Raw genomic sequence first — 18950 nt, 5'->3', positions numbered from 1 at the left:
CTGTGCCGATGCGGCGTGCCGAAGCGGTTGCGCGGGTCTGGTCGTACCACTGTTGACCGCGGTTGTCCGCTCTTACGGGCACGCTGTGGGCACGAGCTGCGAGGACCGGCGGGCAGAGCGCGCGGACGAACGCCACCGCGCTTGGCCGGGCTCGTTCGGACGTTGGCTGGGGAGCGCCTTCGTATATGCACAGAGTTCTCGGAAAAGCCTGTCTCCTGCTTACAGACCGAATGGTGCAGCGGCCTCAGAGCAGTCGGCGTTCGGGCTCGGGCTCACTCGTCGGCCTCGAGGCAGCCACCACTGGAGCGCCAGGCCTGCCGGTCGCGGCGATGCACCCGAAGTCCCGGTCGCGGTGCAGCAGTCCGTTCCTGCAACCCGGCTGTGGCCGCCACCACGAGGTCGACAACCCTGGTGCCGTCCCCTTCCGTAGGGGTCGGAATTCCGGTCACCGGTAGATCCTCCCGCTTGATTCATCCGATCTTTTTCAGCCACCCCTGATCCACACCGCGGCGGCGGCGAAAGGGGGAGAAACGGGCTGAGTCGGTCGCGCACCCGCGTGGGACGCGGACCGTGCGCCGGACTGGTACCGGCGTTCCGGGTCGATCTGTACAGATTCTGAGGCACTATCCAGTGGTGCTCCCTCCCATATCCCGGCTGCCGGTGTCCGGAACGGGGATACCGGATGCCGCATCGCAACCGCAGTGGCTGAAAACGTGTCTTTGGACGCGTGGCCGAAGCTCCGGGGCGGGTGAGTTTCCGGCAGCACGCGCGGCCTTGGGGGGCTGGAATGAACACATGGGCAGTGCCCGGATACACCGAGTCACTGGAGCTCGGATCGGGGGCAAGCGGGCGAGTCGTCCTGGCCGTGCACGAGGAGACCGGCGTTCCGGTCGCGGTGAAGTACCTCAGCGAATCACTGCGCACCCGGCCGGGCTTCGTACGCGAGTTCAGGGCGGAGGCGCGGCTGCTCGGCGGCCTGGAGAGCCCGTACGTCACCGGGTTGTACGAGTACGTCGAGAGCCCGGACGGCGCCGCCATCGTGATGGAGCTGGTGGACGGTGTCTCGTTGCGGACCCTGCTGACCAGGGAGGGCCCGCTCGATCCCGAGGCCGCACTCGTGGTCCTCAAGGGGTCGTTGCTCGGCCTGGCCGACGCACACCGCGTCGGCGTCGTCCACCGCGACTACAAGCCGGCGAACGTCCTGGTCGTGCCGGACGGATCGTCCAAGCTCGTCGACTTCGGGATCGCGGTGGACGCCGGCACCAGCGTCGGCGTGGCGGGAACCCCCTCCTACATGGCCCCGGAGCAGTGGACCGGCGCGCCCGCCTCTCCCGCCGCCGACGTGTACGCGGCCACGGCCACCTTCTTCGAGTGCCTGACGGGCCACAAGCCGTACGCGGGTGACAATCTCGCCGAACTCGCGCTGCAGCATGTCGACGCGCCCGTCCCCGCAGAGGAGGCCCCCGAGGCGGTGCGGGAGCTGGTCCGGCGCGGTCTGGCCAAGGACCCGCGGGAACGGCCCACACACGCCGAGGAGTTCGTCACTGAACTCGAGGTGGTGGCCGGCGCCGCCTACGGGCCCGACTGGGAGGAGCGCGGGCGCGGCCGGCTCGCCGCGCTGGTGGCCCTGCTGCCGCTGCTGCTGCCCTCGGCCCGCAGCGCTCCGCGTGCCACGACGGACACGGCACGTACGGTCCTGAGCCCGGGCCGCGGCTGGGCGCAGTCGTGGCGTCCCGGCCGGCCGGGGGCGCTGGTGGCCGGTGCGGCCGTGCTTCTGGCCGTCGTCCTGTCCTACGGCATCCAGCACACCCCGGGAGCGGATCCGCAACAGGCGGCGCAGGCCCTGGCCACCACCAGTGCCCAGCCCGGCGTGGAGCCGGGAGTGCCCACCGGTCCGACCGCGTCGGCGAACTCGTCCCCGTCGGCCCCGACGTCCACCGTGTCACCCAGCCTGTCGCCCTCGGACCCGGCGACTGCCGGCACCGACGAGCCCTCCGCGTCCGCCACCACGGCTCCGGCCCCGGAGACGAGTACGCCCGGCGGGGCGACCACCGAGGCGACGCCGACGACAGCTTCCCCCACCTCGCCGACTGCTCCGGCCGTCAAGGACGTCGCGGTGTCGGGCTTCCAGCAGACGGGTCCGACAACCGGCACGGCAACGATCGACATCACCACGGACGGCACCGGGCCGCTCTCCATCACCGTCTCGTGGTTCACGAGCGACACCGGGGGACAGCTCGGCACCCCGGACGGTGCGTCCCAGACGTTCGAGCGCAGCGGTGCCACCCAGTACACGCTCACCGTCGACCACACCTTCCAGGGCACCGGCTGCTACTGGGCGGTGCAGGCCACGACCACTCCTGCCTCCGCCGACGGCGGCGCCTCGCAGCAGCTTCAGACCAGGCGGTGTGTCATCCGATGAGCGCTCACAACGACCGCACTCCCGCGTCTGCCGAGGACTGGGAACCCACCCAGGTGCTCGGCCCCGCCGACGAAACCCGGATGCTTGACCCGGCCGACGACCACACCTCCACCCTCCACCTCGGCCCCACCGACGAACGCGCCCCGAGCGACGAACCCGGCTCCGCCGACGCCGAGTACAGCGCCACGGTGCTGGCCAGCCACTGGATCCAGAGGCCCGAGCCGGACACCACCCTCGTCGGGCAGCCCTCCACGGAGATCCTGCCGACGCCGCCGACGCTGCCCGACCGTTCCGAAGGCACCGTGCTGCGTTTCGGCCCGGGGGTGAAAGCCGCCGTCGCGCACCGTACCCATAAGACGCTGCCCGCGGTGCCGCCGCCTCGCGTGCCCCCGCGCCGACGTCTGCGAAGCCACACTCTGCCCGCGCTCGTACTGATCGCCGTCATCGCCTTCCTCGCCTGGCAGCGCCTCGGGCCTTCCGTCGCGGTGCGTACGGCGGCGGTCACGGCCCGGCCGATGGTTCTGGGATGCGACGACACAGCGGACATAGTCGCCCTCGTCGCCACGAACGGCCGGCCGGGCACGCTCTCCTACCGATGGATCCGAAGTGACGGCACCGCCTCGGGCGTCCTGCGCGAAGTGGTGGTCCGGGGCCAGAGGCAGGCACGTCTGCACCTGCTGTGGACCTTCCAGGGCAAGGGCCACTACACGGCACAGGCCGAAATACGGATCCTCTCGCCCACCCACCGCACGGTCACCACCCACCTGACGTACGAATGCCCCTGACGGTCGTCGGCCGGTCGGGCCGTCGTTCAGGCATTCCGGGGTGGGACGGGGCCCCAGTGGGTCGGGCGGGCGTTGATCTCGACGCGGTTTTTCTGACCGTCTCCACCGCTGAAGCGATGGGCGTCTCCAGCAGGTCCTGGAGAGGTTCGATATCACGGGTGGACGGGCCGTGGGGAAGGACTCCAGATGGACGCTGGTCGTCTGCCGCTTCAGCTCTCGCAACTGAGCGATGGCGGCATCGCGCTCCGCCTCCTGCTGAGCCCGCTCCGCCTGGCGGCGCACCCAGTCCAGTTGTGCGTCCGACGGGGCGACCGTCCGAGGCCGTGTGGTGCGGCGTGTGCTGGTCCGTCGTCGGCCGCCGCCGAGGGAACTGGAGGCGTAGAAGGGGCCGAGTCCAGTCGGCATCCTGGCACCGCCACTGCCCACGCTGAGCCTCGCCGCGCGTGGCCCGACCGAGGTCCGTACCCCCCGCGCGTGGAGACACGCATACTCATCCCAGGCACACCGACACGGAAGCCGAATCCCATGACATACCCCTCTCCCCTCGGACAGTCTGGACCGGGACAGGATCGGTGAGGGCAGCTCGGCAGTCCCGGTCACCGTGAAACCAACGACAGTGATGGGTACATCAATCCAGTACATGGACTAGGCTTGGTACATGTCCATGAAGCGCACCAATGTCTACGCCGACCCCGAAGACCTGGCGATCATCAAGGAGGCCGCCAAGCGACGCGGGATAAGCGAGGCCGAGATCATCCGCCAGGGGATCCACCTCGCGGCGATGGCGAACCGTGTCTGGGATGAGCCGCTGTTCTCACGCACCTTCGAGGGGCCGGGTCGTACGCCATCCAGGGCCGAGGTCCGCGACGCGGTCGCAGACGCCGTGCGACGTGAGGCCGGTTCGGACTCCGGAACCGCCGCGTGATCATCGTCATTGCGGATACCTCCGGCCTCCTGGCCGCCCTCGACTCGGCTCACCCGGAGCACCGGGGGGCGAATGAGGCGATCATGGCGGCCGGACTCCTGATCATGTCGCCGCTTTTGCTGGCCGAACTCGATCACGTTGCCACACGCGAACTCGGGCGGGAGGCCGCCCTCAGTGCGGTCGACGACCTCCGGCGCTGGATGAGCCGGGGGCGCGTCGTCATGCCGGAGATCACGGAGGACCACCTGGGCGCCGCCCAGTCGGTCCGCGTCCGCTACGGCGCCTTGGACCTCGATCTCGCCGACGCAGTGAATGTGGCGCTTGCCGCCGACTACGACACCGACGCGATCCTCGCCCTCGACCGACGAGACTTCCGGGCCGTTCGACCGTTGGGCCGCCACAAGGCATTCCGGGTCCTGCCCGACGACCTCCCGCTCTGACAGGGGATCGTGATGCTGAAGTCCTGACTGTTGGGAGGGACTTCGGCAACTGTCGCCTCCGCGGGTACGCGAAGACTTCATCAACCTTGTCGGGGGATCGGCAAGCTGAGGGCCTCCCGTTCCGAAGGGTTGCGATGCACACTACGAAGCCCCAGGTGAGCTGTACGTTTCCGAAGGCGGGAGCGTTGAGCGTGCGGCGCCTGTCCGGCACTTGCGCCCTCCGCGTGCCCAATCTTCGGGTGCGACACACGGCAGAAAACGCGGGAGAGACCCGGTCGCGCAAAAGCCCCAGGCCGCTGACCTGGGGCTTCATTCTGGAGCGGGTGACGGGAATCGAACTCGCGCTCTCAGCTTGGGAAGCGACGGCGCTTGGGCGGTCGCGTGCCCGGTGACCTGAGGAGATTCATCGGGCCGGTGTCGTCGCGACGGCTCGATCGCGCCCCTGTTGACCGTGGTTGTCCGGCCTGTACGGGCACGCTGTGGGCACGACTCCGAAGAACGGGTGGGCAGGCGCATGCGTGAACGGGCTCTGTGCTCGGCTCGTTCGCACACACTCGGCTCGGGACCCTTTCGCCCGGGCACGGCCTTCCGATGAAGTGATCCCTTACCTGACTCACTTGCCGGTTTCTGGGCCGTACCACTGCAGTGCCTGGCCGGTGACGGCGGCGATGCACTCGAAGTCCCGGTCACGGTGCAAGAGGGTCAGCCCCTGCAACTCGGCCGTGGCGGCCACCACGAGATCGACGGCCCCGGCGCTGCGGTGCTGTCCGCGCTGAGTGAGGATCTCCTGGACCCGCCAGGCGCGGTCGTAGGCACGGTCGTCGACCGGCACCCACCCGACGCTGGTTCACCCCCTGCCAGCCGGGCATGCACCGGCGCATCGCGGACGACTTCGCCGCCGACCCGCGCGCCTTCGCCCTCGTCGTACCGCCGTCGCAGCAACGCGCGGGCCTGGCCGCCTATCTGCGCAAGGCGGTCCACGCCAATGCCTCCCGCCGCACCGGTTCCCGTACCGACTCCCGGAAAGACCGAGAAGACCGATGAGAATCCTGATCGCCGCGGCCGGATCGCGCGGTGACGTCGCGCCCTACACCGGCCTGGGCGCCGAACTGCGCCGTGCGGGATACGACGTCGTCCTGGCCACCACGGACGCCTTCGCGCCCCTCGTACGCGAGGCCGGGCTGGAATTCCGCCGCATGCCTGCCGACACACGAGCTCACGGAGGCGTAAGGAGCAGACGGGACCTGATGCGCGCCGCTACCGCGTTCACCACCGAACTGGGCCAGGGGCTCGCCGACGCGGTGGCCGACGGCACGGATCTTCTCCTGCTGTCGGCCACCACGGCCCCGCTCGGCTGGCATCTCACCGAGGCCACGGGCATACCGAGCCTCGGCGTGTGCCTCCAACCCACCGCACCGACAGGCGACTTCCCGCCCGTCGTCATGAGCTCCCGCTCACTGGGCAACCGTGCCGCCAACCGTGTGGCCGGTAGCTTCGCCCTCCGCATGACCGACCGCGTCTACGCACAGGCGACCCGGGACCTGCGCCACCGCCTGCGACTGCCCCCGCTCGCCGCCTCCGCGACGCGCCGACGGCAGGAACAGACCAACTGGCCAGTCCTGTACGGCTTCAGTACGGCACTGGTGCCACGCCCTTCCGACTGGCGTTCCGGCCTGGAGGTCGTCGGAAACTGGTGGCCCCACGTCGACGCCGCCGACCGACTGTCCCCGGACCTGGAGGACTTCCTGGCCTCCGAACGCGGGGCGGGGCGCCGTCTCCTGGGACCGGTGAACCGGGGTTCGCGTTCCTCACGGACTGACCGTCAGCAAGTCGCGCTGTTCCTCGGGGAGTTCGACCTTGTCCGCGTACAGGAGCGCATGGGCTGGCTCGAAGACGAGGGACACTTCCCCGGAGAGTCCGCCGTGGCCGCTGAGGACCTGGACGACCTGGTCGCCGAGGCGGACGTCGTACTCGTAGCGGGAGCCGACGTAGGAGCTGGTGAGGACGTGGGCTTTCAGGCGGTTGGTGCCGGAAGCCGTACCGGGCTGCGGGACGACCTCCAGGCGCTCCGGACGGATCGCCACCGTGACGGAGTCGCCGCCCGGGAGCTTCTCGTCGCTGTCGACCCGCACCACGTCGGCGCTGCAGTCGAGGAGGATGCTGTACCGCTTGCCCTCCTGCCCGATCACCCGGCCGGTGAGGAAGTTGCAGCGGCCGACGAACGCGGCCACCGCGGGGGCGGCGGGCCGCTCGTAGATCTCGTGCGGCGTGCCGATCTGGATCATGTTGCCGCCCTCCATGACCGCGATCCGGTCACTGAGGGCCAGGGCCTCCTCCTGGTCGTGGGTGACGTAGACGGTGGTGATGCCCAGCTCTTCCTGGAGGCGCTTGAGCCAGGCGCGGGCCTGTTCGCGGAGTTTGGCGTCGAGGTTGGACAGCGGCTCGTCGAGGAGGAGGACCGTGGGGGAGTAGACCAGGGCGCGGGCGAGGGCGACGCGTTGCTGCTGGCCGCCGGAGAGTTGGTGCGGGTAGCGGGCGCTCAGCTCGGCGAGACCGACCTTGTCGAGGGCGTCGTGGATCAGGGTCTTCTGCTGGTCCTTGGGGATCTTGCGGATGGCGAGGGGGAGCGCGAGGTTCTTCGCGATGGTCATGTGCGGCCACAGCGCGTAGGACTGGAACACCATGCCGAGGTTGCGTTCCTCGGGGGGCAGGAACACGCCGGCCGAGGTGTCGACGAAGGGCCTTCCGCCGACGGTTATGGAGCCCTCGCTGGGCTGTTCGAGCCCGGCGATGCAGTTGAGCGTGGTGGACTTGCCGCAGCCGCTGGCTCCCAGGAGAGTGAAGAACTCGCCGTCCTTGATGGTGAAGGTGACATCGCCGAGGACGGAGTTGTCCCCGAACGTCTTGGCCAGGTTCTTCACGGTCACCTCAGGCATGGTGCTTTCCCTTCATGAGCAGGCCGGCGAGTGCGACGAAGACCGCCGTGATGACGATCTGGAGGGTCGCCAGAGCGGCGACGGATCCGGCCCGCCCCTGGGTCCAGAGACTGAGCATGGTGGTTCCGAGGATGTTGTTGTCCGCGGAGCTGAGGAACACGGCCGGAGAGTATTCCTTGAGCATGATCACGAAGGTGAGCACCAGTGCTCCGGCGAACGCCGGTGTGACGAGGGCCCGCAGGACGCGGAAGAACGTCATCACCCAGTCGGCGCCGGAGACCCGGGCCGCGTTGTCCAGTTCGCCGCCGATCTGCATGATCGCGGGGGCGACCGAGCCGAACGCGCTGGGCAGGGCGCGCATACCGAAGGCGATGATGACGGCGTAGATCGTGCCCTGCAGCACCGAGCCCATGCCGAACGGGGCGAGCGCGAAGGCCCAGAAGAAGCCGATACCGATGATGATGCCCGGCAGTGACTGCGGGATGAGCGCGAGGTACTCCACCGCCCGGCCGAAGCGGAAGGCGGAGCGGCGGGCGACCATCACCGCGAGCACGGCGATGGCGCTGATCGTCACCGATCCGACCCCGGCGACGATGAGGCTGTTCCACAGGGACTGCACGTAGTTGTCGGAGTCGAAGACGAGCTCGTAGTTCTTCGTGGTGACCGTCTTCAGGGGCGACTGGAGCGGGGTGAACACCAGCGTGAAGGAGCGGAGGACCAGGCCGAGGATCGGGATCAGGGCGCCGGCGATGACGTAGAGCCAGATGCACGCGATGCTCACCCACTTCAGCCAGCCGAGATCCAGCTTGCGGGGGCGGGTCACCTTGCCGCGCACGGACACGAAGCGGGCGGCGTCCTTGAGGAGCCGGGCCTGCACCGCCACCAGGCCCAGCGTGAAGAACACGATGATCGTGGAGGCGGCGCCCAGTACCGTGTAGTCGGGATCCACTGACTGGAGGCCGTTGCGGTACAGGAACGTCGAGAACACGTCGATGTTCACCGGCTGGCCGTACAGCAGCGGCACGCTCAGGGTCTCGATCGAGACGGAGAACACCAGGATGGCGCTGTAGACGATGGGCGGTCGCAACATCGGTACGACCACCTGTATCAGGATCCGCAGCGGTCCGGCGCCGCAGACCTGGGCCGCCGACTCCAGGGAGGCGTCCGACTGGCGCAGCGCGTTGGCGCAGAACACGTAGGCGATCGGGGCGAGTGCCACGGCCTCCGTGAGCGCCATCCCCGGAATCGAGTAGAGGTTCCACGGCACGCTGCCGAGGACCTGCTGGACCTTGATGCTGACGAACCCGGCGGGGCCGTACATGATGATCCAGCCGAAGCCCAGGATCAGCGAGGAGATGAAGAACGGCCACTGCATCGCCAGGGCGATCAGCCGGCCGCCCGGCAGCTTCGTGCGGACCACCACGACCGCCATCGGGATCGCGATGAGCAGGCTCAGGAGGGTGGTCAGACCGGCGAACAGCAGCGTGTTGAGCGCCACTTCGCCGAAGCCGGCGTCGGTGAAGAGCTTGGTGTAGCCGCTGAGGGTGAAGGCGCCGCCCGCTTCGTAGAGCGGGCGGTTGCGCACGCTCTGGTAGAGGGTCGGGAGGATCGGAGCCAGTACCAGGACGGCGAGGAACGCGAGTACCGCGTACTGGACGACCTGGTCCCGTCCGATGCCGAGGGGGCGGCGGTAGCTCGGCGGCTCGAACCTTTTCTCATGCTCGTCAGCCGGTGTGCTGGGTGACTGGGTCAGGGTCGACATCTGCTCTGGCTCCGATCGTCCCTTCGGGGGTGCCTACTTCTTGAGGAGTCCGTTGAACCGGTCGAGCCAGGCGTCGGCGTCGTTCTTGGCGACGGGGGCGTACTCGACGGCGATGATGTTGTCCTCGCCGACCGCGTCGACGACCTCCTGGTAGGTGTGCAGGCCCTTGCCCTCGACGCCCTTCCGGTAGGACGACAGGCCGCCTTCGGCGACCGCGCGTTGTCCCTCCTGGGACAGGGCGAAGTCCAGGAACAGCTTGGAGGTCGCCGGATGCGGCGCCTTGGCGGCGATGCCGAGGCCGCGCGGCAGGACGATGGTGCCGTCCTTCGGGAAGACGATCTTCACCAGGCCGGCGCTGTCCTCGACGACGGGGTAGGCGGGGGAGGCGCTGATCAGGAAGCCGGCCGTGTACTCGCCGGCCACGATCTTCTCCAGCTGGGTCCCGGACGAGGTCTCCGGACGGGTCAGCGGGAGCATGGTCTCCAGCGCGTCCCATGCCTGGGGGTTGCCCTCGGTGAGGGCACGGGTCACCGTGAAGCCGAACGAGCCCTCCGGGTCACGGACGGTGACCTTGTTCTTGAACTTGCCCTCGTCGGCCTTCATGATCTCGGCCAGGTCGGCGATGCCGGTCGGCGCCTTCTCCATCAGGGAGGTGTTGTAGGCGATCGTCATCGGGTCCTTCGACATCGAGTACACGCTGGGCAGCAGTTCCGCCTCGTCGCCCAGCTCGGCGGCCTCCGGGGAGTCGTACTCCAGCACCGTGTCCTTGCGCCCCGAGAAGTCCGCCCAGGCGCTCGCCGCACTGGAGATCAGCACGTCCGCGGGCGACTTCCCGGCCGCGTTCTCGGAGAGGACCTTCTGGAACAACTCGTCGCTGTCCAGCTCGTTGACCGAGACGGTCTTGATGAAGTCGTACTTCTTCTTGAAGTCCCGGACGATGGGGGCCATGTTCTCGTCGCCGAGGTTGGAGTAGACGGTGAGCTTGCCGCCCTCCTTCTCGGCCGCCTCGATCAGAGCGCTGTAGTCCTCGGGGTAGTAGTCGGGGACCTGGCCCGCGGCGATCTTGTTCTCCGCCGCCTCGGTCGTGTCACTGCCGCTCCCGCAGGCGGTCAGCGCGCCGAGCGCGAGCGCCAGGGCGAGCGCGGTCGCGGGACGGTGGGTTCTGGCCATGGTTGTCCTCCTCGTGCGGTGCCCGCTGGCACTTGTTGCGGGGAGGCTAGGAGTGACCGGAACCACAGGCAGTCTTGTGGGCGCAACCTCTCCTTGTGTTCACAAGCTGCGTTTTGCTCGTTGTGCCGACGCCCTGGCGACGAAAATGCGCCAGAGGACTGGGCAGCGGCCTCTCCGGCGCTTACCTTGCGTTCACAACCGCGTCAATCGGATGAATCAGCCCCACGACATGTCGGGCGACCGCGGAGTGACCAGGAGAGATGAGGTGGGCAGGTGCGGATTCCCTGGCCCCGGAGTGTGTTCGCCCAGGTGCTGGCCGTACAGCTGGCCATCACCACAGGGGTGACGATTCTCGCCACCGGTCTGTTTCTCGCCCCCTTCGGCTCCCACCTCGACGACCAGGCGATGCGCCGGGCACTCGCCATCGCCCAGACCGCCGCCGAGCCGGCCGTCGCACGTGATCTGGTCGCCACCGAGCCGAGTGCGTCGGGCCCGGTGCAGCAGGCGGCCGAACGCGTACGCCGGGCCACCGGGGCGCTGTACGTCGTCGTGATGGACACCCGCGGGGTGCGCTGGTCGCACACCACTCCGGCCCAGATCGGCAAGTACGTCTCCACGGATCCCGGTCGTGCGCTCGCCGGCCAGGAGGTCATGGAGATCGACACCGGAACGCTCGGCCGCTCCGCCCGCGCCAAAGTGCCGCTGCGCGACGACCGGGGCGAGATCGTGGGGGCGGTCTCGGTCGGCATCGCCTACGGCAGCGTGCGCGACCAGCTGTTCGGCGCGGTTCCCGGGATGATGCTGTACGCGGGCGCCGCCCTCGCCGTTGGCGTCCTGGCCGCGCTCCTGGTCTCCCGCAGCCTGCGCCGCCGCACCCACGGCGTCGCCTTCGCCGACATCTCCGCCCTCCTCGACGAGCGCGAGGCCATGCTGCACGGCGTCCGGGAGGGCGTCGTCGCCTGCGACCGGTACGGCAGGATCCGCCTGGTCAACGACGAGGCCAGAAGACTGCTGAACCTCGACGCGGACGCCACCGGCCACACCCCGGACGAGGCCCTGCCCCCGGGACGGACCGCGGACGTACTGGCCGGACGCGTCGACGGGACCGACCTGCTGACCGTCTGCGGCGGCCGGGTCCTGATCGCCAACCGCATGCCGACCAGGGACGCCGGGACGGTGGTGACGCTGCGCGACCGCACCGAACTGGAACTCCTCGGCCGCGAACTGGACAGCACGCAGGGCCTGCTGGACGCGCTGCGCGCCCAGGGCCACGAACACGCCAACCGCCTGCACATCCTCCTCGGGCTGATCGAGATCGGCCGCCACGACCGGGCCGCCCAGCTCATCGCCGACGTCGCCCACACCCACCGGGCCTCCGCCGAGCAGATCGCCGAGCGCGTGCGGGACCCGCTGCTGTCGGCCCTGCTGGTCGGCAAGTCCGCCGTCGCCGCCGAACGCGGCGTACCTCTGCGCCTGTCCCCCGACACGCTGCTCACCGACCGGGTGGTCGACCCTCGGGACCTGGTCACCGTCCTGGGCAACCTCATCGACAACGCCGTGGACGCGGTGGCCGGGCACCGGCCCCCCGACCCCTTCATCGAGGTGGAGTTGCGGGCCGAGGGCACCACCGCCGTCCTGCGCGTGGCCGACACCGGGCCGGGCCTACCGCCCGAGATGCACGAGCAGGTGTTCACCGAGGGCTGGTCCACCAAACCCCCGGACCGCCGTCCGCACGGCCGCGGCATCGGCCTGGCCCTGGTCGGGCGGCTCGCCGAGCGCTACGGCGGAACGGCCAGGGTCACCGCCCGCGCCGGCGGCGGCGCCGTGTTCACCGTCGTCCTGCCCGAGGCGCTCGCCCTTGACGACGTCGCTGAGGAGAGCGCCCTCGACGAGGAAAGCGCCCCCGTGGTCGAACTCGCCTTCTCAGGAGAGTCCAGATGATCGATGTCCTGGTCGTGGACGACGACTTCCACGTCGCCGAGATCAACGCCATGTACGTCACCCAGGTACCCGGCTTCCGGGTCGTCGCCCGGGCCCACACCGCCGCCCACGCCCTGGCCACCCTGGAGCGCACCCATATCGACCTCGTGCTCCTCGACCACTACCTCCCCGACGAGACCGGGCTGACCCTGGTGCGCCGGATGCGGCAACTCGGCCACCATGCCGACGTCATCATGGTGACGGCGGCCAGCGACATCGCCACCGTCCAGGCCGCCCTGCGCTACGGAGCCCTCCAGTACCTCGTCAAACCCTTCGCCTTCGCCGCCCTGCGCGCCAGACTCGACAGCTACACCACCCTCCGCCACGCCCTCGAGGACGTCGGCGGACGCGGCCGGGCGGGCCAGGACCAGGTGGACCAGATCTTCAGCGCCCTGAGATCCACCGCCGAACCGCACTCCGCCCTCCCCAAGGGCTATTCCGCCCCCACGATCGACATCATCCGCCGCGCCCTGGACCAGGCGGGACAGCCCTTGTCCGCCCACGAGGTCGCCGAACGCACCGGCATCAGCCGGTCCACTGCCCAGCGCTACCTCAAGTACCTGGAACGCGCCGGCCGCATCGGCCTCACCCTCAAGTACGGCGAGACCGGCCGCCCCGAGCACCGATACGTATGGGCCGCGAGCTGACACGGACATACGGCCGGTGGGCCGCCACAACATTTCCGGGTACTGCCCGACGACTTGACTCGACGAGTTCCAGGTGGCGGCCCGCGTCGTCATACCGGAGATCGTGGAGCATCACCTGGGTGCCGCCGGGTCCGTCCGTGTCCACCGTGGCGCACTCGTTGAAGTCCTGTCTCCTCGGCAGGAGTTGGGCAACCCATAGTGCCGCGGCGTCCGCAAACGCCATCCGTCTCTCCGAGGGGACGGGCAGGCCGTATGGCTCTGACGTGCGCAGATGGCTTGTGCTCGGGTGGTCGTGCGGGCCGGATCGCACCGCTGTTGACCGTGGTAGTCCGCTCTTATGGGCACGCTGTGGGCACGGCTTCGAAGAGCGGCAGGCAGGGCGACTGCATGGACGGGCTCTGCACTTGGCTCCTCTCGGCCGGATGTCCGGCCAGAGAGCTTGTTCGCGCATGCACAGATCTTCCGGCGAAGCCCGTTTCCTGCTGCCGGATCGAATGTCGCGGCTTCCGCAGTGCGGTCGGCCCTCGCCCCTGGCTCACTTGCCGACGTCCGGGCCGTACCACTGGAGCGCCTGGCTGGTGACGGCGGCGATGCACTCGAGATCCCGGTCACGGTGCAGGAGAGTCAGTCCCAGCAGTTCGGCTGTGGTGGCCACCACGAGGTCGACGGCCCGGCGCCGCGGTGCTGTCCGCGCTGGGTGAGGGTCTCCTGGACCTGCCAGGCGTGAGCGTGCCGGTGTACGAGGAGCCAGGCCGGGATGACGAGTCGGTGAACGGCCCGCTGCCGCCGCCATGCCGCGGCACTGCGACCGCTTTCCCTCTTGAAGCCCTGCTGGAACAGGGGTTCGGCGCCCATGCGACACTGCGGCCCTCATACGTGAGAGGAACCGATCCATGCCGGCGCACAGACGTCATCTCCTCCCTTGCATGACAATGGCCGCGGCGCTGGCCCTCGCGGGCACTGTCGCCATATCTCCCGTTGCCGTGGCTGCTGACGGGGTGACGACCTCGCTGCCGGCCCGCACCACATCCGTGCCGCCGGCCGGCGAGGTGTCCGGCTCCGGGCAGGCCGTCGTCTGGCGCCAGAAGACCGCCGCCAACACACGGGCCCATGGCTGGCTCTCCCTGTCCGGCGGCACCCCGCAGGACCTGGGTGCGCTGGCCGACACCGGCGAGGGCGTCTCCGTCGACGCCGTGTCCGTCCAGGACTCCGTGGTGGCCGTCGCCACCTCCACGAACCCCAACGGCGACCTCGCCGACCACGTCACCCTGCGCCACCTGGACACGGGCACCCAGAAGACGCTGGCCGTCGCGTACGACGGCTCGGGCGCGGCGGGCGACGAGCGATACCGCGGTCAGGCGGGGGACGGAATCCTCGTCCAGCAGGCGTACTACGACGCCGACTCCCAGTACCGCGTTCGCCTGGTGCTGCGCACGTCCGCCGCCGACCGCACCCTGATGTCCGACGACAACCAGTACGGGGTGCTGGCGTCGGACGCGGACGGCGCGCTGGTGCTGCGGCGAGCGGCCGCGTCCTGGCTCCGCCGGATCGTCTACGTCGACTTCTCGACCGGCGACACGGTCACCGTGGCCGAACCGGACACCGACGCACTGCCGCAGGGCCTGGAGTTCACCCCCACCCATGTCGGGGTCATCGACGGGGCGACGCTGACCGAGTGGCAGCGGGCAGCCCCCTCGGAAGGCCCGGCGACCGTCACCCTGCCCACCGACCGGGCCCGGTGGATCAGCGACGACACCCTGGCCTGGTACGAGTGGAGCGCGGACGGCAACGAGCTGTACGCGATGGCCCGCGACGGCTCCACCGCTCCCGCCGACCTGAACGGCACGTTCGGTGACATCTCGGTGGGCGACGACGGCCGGATGCGTGCGGCGCTGTACCGGCCGGATGTCGACGCCGCCGTCCAGACACTCACCGACGGCCGGGTGTCCAAGGCGGCCGGCGATGCCAGCACGATCCCTGCCGGCCCGGCACGACTTGACGCTCTGGCCCTGTCCGGCGGCACCCTCTACACCGCGGACGACTCCTCCCGCCTGACCGGCGTGCTGCTCTCCTCCGCCCTGACGGTCGGCGCATCCGGGGCCGCGGCGACCACGCCGTCGCGCGTCCTCGCCTACTCCACCGGCACGGTCCACCAGACACTGGCCGGGGCCGGGAACCGGGTGCTGGTCAAGCAGGGCGACGCCTACCAGGTGTACGCGAACGGCACTCTGACCGGCGTCCCCCTCCAGCGGACGGACGCGTCGCTCGACCAGGTCGTGGACTTCGACGGTAACCGGTTCCTGCTGTGGGACAAGACCACCGCCTTCAACGGCACCCTGCTGCTCTACACCGTGGCCACCGGCGCCGCCGAGCGCGTGCCCGAGGGATCGGCCCTGTACGGCGGCGCCCTCTACTCGTCGGTGAAGACCAGTTCCTCCAGCTGGTCGATCCAACGCACCGACCTGGCCACCGCCGCCGTCTCCACCGTGACGACGGTGGACTGTCTGCCGGGTGACCTCCAGGTGCGCGGCTCGTGGATCCTGCTGACCACCTGCGGGGCCGCCTACCAGGGCCTGCTGCTGAACGCGGGGACCACCACCCGTACGACGGTGGACGCCTCCCTCCGTGCCCCGGTCCTCGGCATGAACGTGCTCTACACCTTCACCAAGTACGCCGCCACGGGCGTCACCCTGAACGCCCAGGCCCTGGGCGTGACGGGCAGCGCCGCGCAGCCACTGTTCGTGCTGCCGGAGAGGACTGACACCGCCTCCGCCGAACGGTGGGCGGTTGACCGCGAGGCGCCCTGGGCGGCGTGGATGGACGGCGACGGTGTCACACACCTCGTGTGGGCCGGCGCCCCGTCCCGCACCTCCGCCTCCGCCCCGATCGGGTTCAGCCCCGACGGCGACGGCAAGGCCGACACCTGGGCGCCGAAATGGACGTACAACCGGCCGGTGACCTGGACGCTCGTCCTCAAGTCGGGCACCACCTCGGTGCGCACCCTGACCGGAACGGCCTCGGGCGGCGCCATCGCCCCGGTGTGGAACGGCAAGACGGACGCCGGCACGGCGGCCGCCGACGGCTCCTTCACCTGGACTCTCTCCGTGAAGGACGCGGTGACCGGCGTTCCGGCTGCGGACGTCAGCGGAAAGGTCACGCTGCGCAGGACCGTTCCGGCTGCTTCCGTCACCGCGCCGACCCTGGCCAGCAACTCCTCGACCAGCGCGGTGATCCCGGTCAGCTGGACGGCGAAGACAGCGGGCGTGACGTCGTACGACGTCGGCTGGAAGGTCGCCACCCGCAGCAGCACAGGCGTGTGGACGCTCGGGCCGCTCCAGACCTGGCGCACGTCTACCATCTCGAAGTCGGCGGTCTTCGGCTCCTCCGGCAGCCCGGTGACGCCGAAGCCGGGTCTGACCTACCACTTCTACGTGCGCGCGCACGACGACGCGGGCCAGACCGGGGCCTGGAGCGCCGCCGCGGCCGGCGGCATCCCCGTCGACGACCGGTCATCGGCGCTGACCTACAAAGGCACTTGGGCGTCGAAGTCGGTGACCTCGGCCTGGTCGAAGACCGAGAGGGTATCCGCCACGCCGGGGGCCGCCGTGTCCTTCACGGCGGACGGCACCACATTGCGCGTCATCGCGACAGCCGCGCCCAACGGTGGCCGCTTCGCGGTCATCGTGGACGGGACCACGGTGGGCACCGTGAACACCTACGCCGCTACCACCAGTTATCGGAAGGTCGTGTTCACCTACACACTCGGTACGAAGATCACGACCCATAAGGCGCAGTTGAAGGTGCTGTCCGGCAGCACGGCCGCCCGCGCCACAGTGCGTCTGGACGCGGTCATGGTCACCCGCTGACCAGCCACGCCGGCAGGAGCCCCGAGACGCGTACCAGCACTCGCCGGTGAAGCATCAGCGCAGGCTGGCGAAGGGCATCGACGCCGAGATGCGGCAACAGCTGCGCGAGACTGGCGCGGGGCGGCAGCAGGCCCGCGAGGCGTAGTCGCCCCGCCAACACGGGAGCGTGGGCCTCCAGTAAGTGCCAAGCCGGAGCCCCGCGCCGTGCACCGCCTGCATGGCAGATCGGAGACCGACCACATCACTCGCAATAGCATTTCCAATGGCATACTGGGAGTCATGTCCGATGACGACGTGGATTTCCTCCCCGGTGACGGTCCCACCAGCGGCATCTCCGTGACCCTGACCGCTGGCACCCTGCAGGCGATCCGTGAGCGGGTCGGCAAGCGGGGTGTCTCGGCCTACCTGGAGAAGGCGGCGCAGCAGCAGATCGAGCGGGAAAACCTGGACGAGCTGATCGCCGATTTCGACAGGGTGCATGGTCCGGCCGACCCGGAGGCCGTGGCGGCCAAGCGTGCCAGGCTTACCGGCGGTGCCTTGGGTGCCGGGGCCGCCGCGTGAGCGGTGCCCTGGTCCTGGACAGCGAGGGTTTGGCCAAGGCGGTGCAGCGGGACCGGGAGGTTCACGAGTGGCTGACGGCCGCCCGTGACGCCGAGCTGCCGGTCGTCACCTCCGCTGCCGTGCTCGTCGAGGTCATCCACCCGAAGATCAACGATGCCGCACTGAAGTGGACTCTCTCCCGGCTCCGGGTCGAGCCGGTCACGCAGGGCGTGGCGCAGGCTGCCGCCGCTCTGTTGCGAGCAGCGGGTCTGCACGGTCACAAGTACGCCATCGACGCCATGCTGTGTGCGACCGCCCTCCAGCATCCCGGGCGGGTGACCATCCTGACCTCTGATGTCGAGGACATCGGTCTGCTCGCAGCCGGGCACCCCCGCGTGCTGGCCGAAAAGGTTTGAGGGTAGACCGAGTCGCCGTCGGTCCGGCTGCGCTGATCTGCCGTCGAGGCGTGAGTCCGTACGGTCGTCGGGGACGGACGGTCGCGATGTGTGCTTTGAGGTCGAGCGGCTCGGCATGCACGGCTCGCCCACTTTGCGGACCGACGGTGTCGATCCGCTCGACGCGAGCCACGCGGGTCCGCTCTGGCAGCCGCATCCGGAAGCGGCCTTCGCTTCGGCCACCGCGGTCGGGGGGTCGGTGACGTGCTCATCCCTGGTAGCGATCGAATCGCAAGGCTCAGCGACGTCGGAGAGCTTGACCGCTCGGATTTCCTGACGCACCTCGTCGGCGACGCGGTGGAGGTCCGCTCGGCCGGCTCGGCCCCGGCCGACACTGTCAACCCCGCTGTCATCGAGCGATGAGCGAATCGGGCATCGACGTCTCCGCGGGGATCCCGAAGATGTTGACAGCCGAAGCCGCCCAGGCGCTGGACCCCGTGATCACGATGGGGTGCGGTGACACTTGAACGGTCTTCCCCGGCAAGAGGTACCTGGTCTGCTTGCCGACCTCGGTGTGAAGCCACGCGTATGACGGCCGGTACGTGTGTCACGGTTCGTGAACTTTCGCTTTGCGTAAGCGACTTCGCAGACACTGAATGCGATAGTGGTGCAAGGTCACACGAAATGCGTCTCGTCATTTGAGACGCCGGGGGATGGGGTCGCTCAAAGTGGCACCCGAGCACCCCTCGCGTGGCCACCCGATCTCGACTTAGGGCACGCCGAGGGCACGCCACCCTCAAATTGGTCTAGACGACAAACAAACCCCAGGTCGCCGACCTGGGGTTTCATCATGGAGCGGGTGACGAGAATCGAACTCGCGCTCTCAGCTTGGGAAGCTTAGGTGTTCTGCAAGCGGTGACTGCTCTGACCTGCGACGGAAGTTGAACTGCGTCCGAGCGGTTGCAGACTTGTTCCCCGCTGTTCCCCGTGGTTCTCCGCGAGATCTGGCACGCATCTGGCACGTCCGGCCGGTGCCTCGGCGACATCTGGCCTACTGCGAGAGTCCCACTCGTACGCCCATA

12 protein-coding genes and 5 pseudogenes are annotated in these 18950 nt (G+C 69.4%); 12 read left to right on the top strand and 5 right to left on the bottom strand.

Annotation, left to right across the window (positions count from 1 at the left end; genetic code table 11):
• Positions 1-787: 787 nt before the first annotated feature.
• The 4 genes from RMT89_RS29010 to RMT89_RS28995 all read left to right on the top strand — a co-directional run bounded on the left by RMT89_RS29010 (position 788) and on the right by RMT89_RS28995 (position 4572).
• Positions 788-2422, top strand: coding sequence for a protein kinase domain-containing protein (locus RMT89_RS29010; RefSeq protein ID WP_315886729.1), 1635 nt, complete (start codon positions 788-790; stop codon positions 2420-2422).
• Positions 2419-3207 carry a hypothetical protein gene (locus tag RMT89_RS29005; protein WP_315886728.1) on the top strand — a complete coding sequence of 263 codons (789 nt, stop codon included), beginning with the start codon at positions 2419-2421 and terminating at the stop codon, positions 3205-3207. Before RMT89_RS29010 ends, RMT89_RS29005 begins: the two co-directional genes overlap by 4 nt.
• Before the next feature lie 658 nt (positions 3208-3865).
• On the top strand, positions 3866-4132 hold the full coding sequence (locus RMT89_RS29000) for a CopG family transcriptional regulator (protein ID WP_315886727.1): 267 nt from the start codon (positions 3866-3868) through the stop codon (positions 4130-4132).
• On the top strand, positions 4129-4572 hold the full coding sequence (locus tag RMT89_RS28995) for a PIN domain-containing protein (RefSeq protein WP_315886726.1): 444 nt from the start codon (positions 4129-4131) through the stop codon (positions 4570-4572). The genes RMT89_RS29000 and RMT89_RS28995 overlap by 4 nt, the downstream gene beginning before the upstream one ends.
• Before the next feature lie 613 nt (positions 4573-5185).
• Here the strand turns inward: RMT89_RS28995 and RMT89_RS28990 are convergent.
• Positions 5186-5410, bottom strand: a pseudogene (locus RMT89_RS28990) (PIN domain-containing protein); the annotation flags it as partial.
• A 2-nt stretch (positions 5411-5412) separates the two neighbouring features.
• On the opposite strand from RMT89_RS28990, the pseudogene RMT89_RS28985 reads away from it, so the two are divergent.
• Together RMT89_RS28985 and RMT89_RS28980 are read left to right on the top strand one after the other, a co-directional pair.
• Positions 5413-5616 (top strand): annotated as a pseudogene (locus RMT89_RS28985) (TipAS antibiotic-recognition domain-containing protein); the annotation flags it as partial.
• Positions 5613-6323: pseudogene (locus RMT89_RS28980) on the top strand (glycosyltransferase); the annotation flags it as partial. The pseudogenes RMT89_RS28985 and RMT89_RS28980, both read left to right, overlap by 4 nt.
• Before the next feature lie 57 nt (positions 6324-6380).
• Here RMT89_RS28980 and RMT89_RS28975 read toward each other — a convergent pair.
• Genes RMT89_RS28975 through RMT89_RS28965 form a run of 3 tightly spaced genes read right to left on the bottom strand, consistent with a single transcriptional unit; the run spans position 6381 to position 10440 of the window.
• Positions 6381-7508 (bottom strand): ABC transporter ATP-binding protein, encoded by a 1128-nt coding sequence (locus RMT89_RS28975; protein WP_315886725.1) that lies wholly within the window; start codon positions 7506-7508, stop codon positions 6381-6383.
• Positions 7501-9270: an iron ABC transporter permease gene (locus RMT89_RS28970; RefSeq protein WP_315886724.1), complete on the bottom strand. Its 1770-nt coding sequence runs from the start codon at positions 9268-9270 to the stop codon at positions 7501-7503. Before RMT89_RS28970 ends, RMT89_RS28975 begins: the two co-directional genes overlap by 8 nt.
• A 33-nt stretch (positions 9271-9303) precedes the next feature.
• Positions 9304-10440: an extracellular solute-binding protein gene (locus RMT89_RS28965; RefSeq protein ID WP_315886723.1), complete on the bottom strand. Its 1137-nt coding sequence runs from the start codon at positions 10438-10440 to the stop codon at positions 9304-9306.
• Between the two features lie 273 nt (positions 10441-10713).
• On the opposite strand from RMT89_RS28965, the gene RMT89_RS28960 reads away from it, so the two are divergent.
• Both RMT89_RS28960 and RMT89_RS28955 read left to right on the top strand, forming a co-directional pair.
• Positions 10714-12381 carry a sensor histidine kinase gene (locus RMT89_RS28960; protein ID WP_315886722.1) on the top strand — a complete coding sequence of 556 codons (1668 nt, stop codon included), beginning with the start codon at positions 10714-10716 and terminating at the stop codon, positions 12379-12381.
• Positions 12378-13067 (top strand): response regulator, encoded by a 690-nt coding sequence (locus RMT89_RS28955; RefSeq protein WP_315886721.1) that lies wholly within the window; start codon positions 12378-12380, stop codon positions 13065-13067. The genes RMT89_RS28960 and RMT89_RS28955 overlap by 4 nt, the downstream gene beginning before the upstream one ends.
• Before the next feature lie 535 nt (positions 13068-13602).
• Here RMT89_RS28955 and RMT89_RS28950 read toward each other — a convergent pair.
• A pseudogene (locus tag RMT89_RS28950) lies at positions 13603-13790 on the bottom strand (VapC toxin family PIN domain ribonuclease); the annotation flags it as partial.
• Between the two features lie 203 nt (positions 13791-13993).
• Here RMT89_RS28950 and RMT89_RS28945 point away from each other — a divergent pair.
• From RMT89_RS28945 to RMT89_RS28930, 4 genes and pseudogenes are all read left to right on the top strand, one after another.
• Positions 13994-16933, top strand: a complete 2940-nt coding sequence (locus RMT89_RS28945; protein ID WP_315886720.1) for a fibronectin type III domain-containing protein — start codon at positions 13994-13996, stop codon at positions 16931-16933.
• A 279-nt stretch (positions 16934-17212) separates the two neighbouring features.
• A complete protein-coding gene (locus tag RMT89_RS28940; protein WP_315886719.1) occupies positions 17213-17494 on the top strand; it encodes a hypothetical protein in 282 nt (93 codons plus the stop codon).
• Entirely contained in the window at positions 17491-17889 is a 399-nt protein-coding gene (locus tag RMT89_RS28935) for a PIN domain-containing protein (protein ID WP_315886718.1), read from the top strand. The genes RMT89_RS28940 and RMT89_RS28935 overlap by 4 nt, the downstream gene beginning before the upstream one ends.
• A 249-nt stretch (positions 17890-18138) precedes the next feature.
• A pseudogene (locus tag RMT89_RS28930) lies at positions 18139-18392 on the top strand (hypothetical protein); the annotation flags it as partial.
• Positions 18393-18950: the final 558 nt, after the last annotated feature.

This window comes from Streptomyces sp. P17, assembly GCF_032436805.1.
GTDB lineage: Bacteria > Actinomycetota > Actinomycetes > Streptomycetales > Streptomycetaceae > Streptomyces.
The sequence above is the reverse complement of the archived record's forward strand: the minus strand, read 5'-3'. Positions and strand labels throughout refer to the sequence as shown.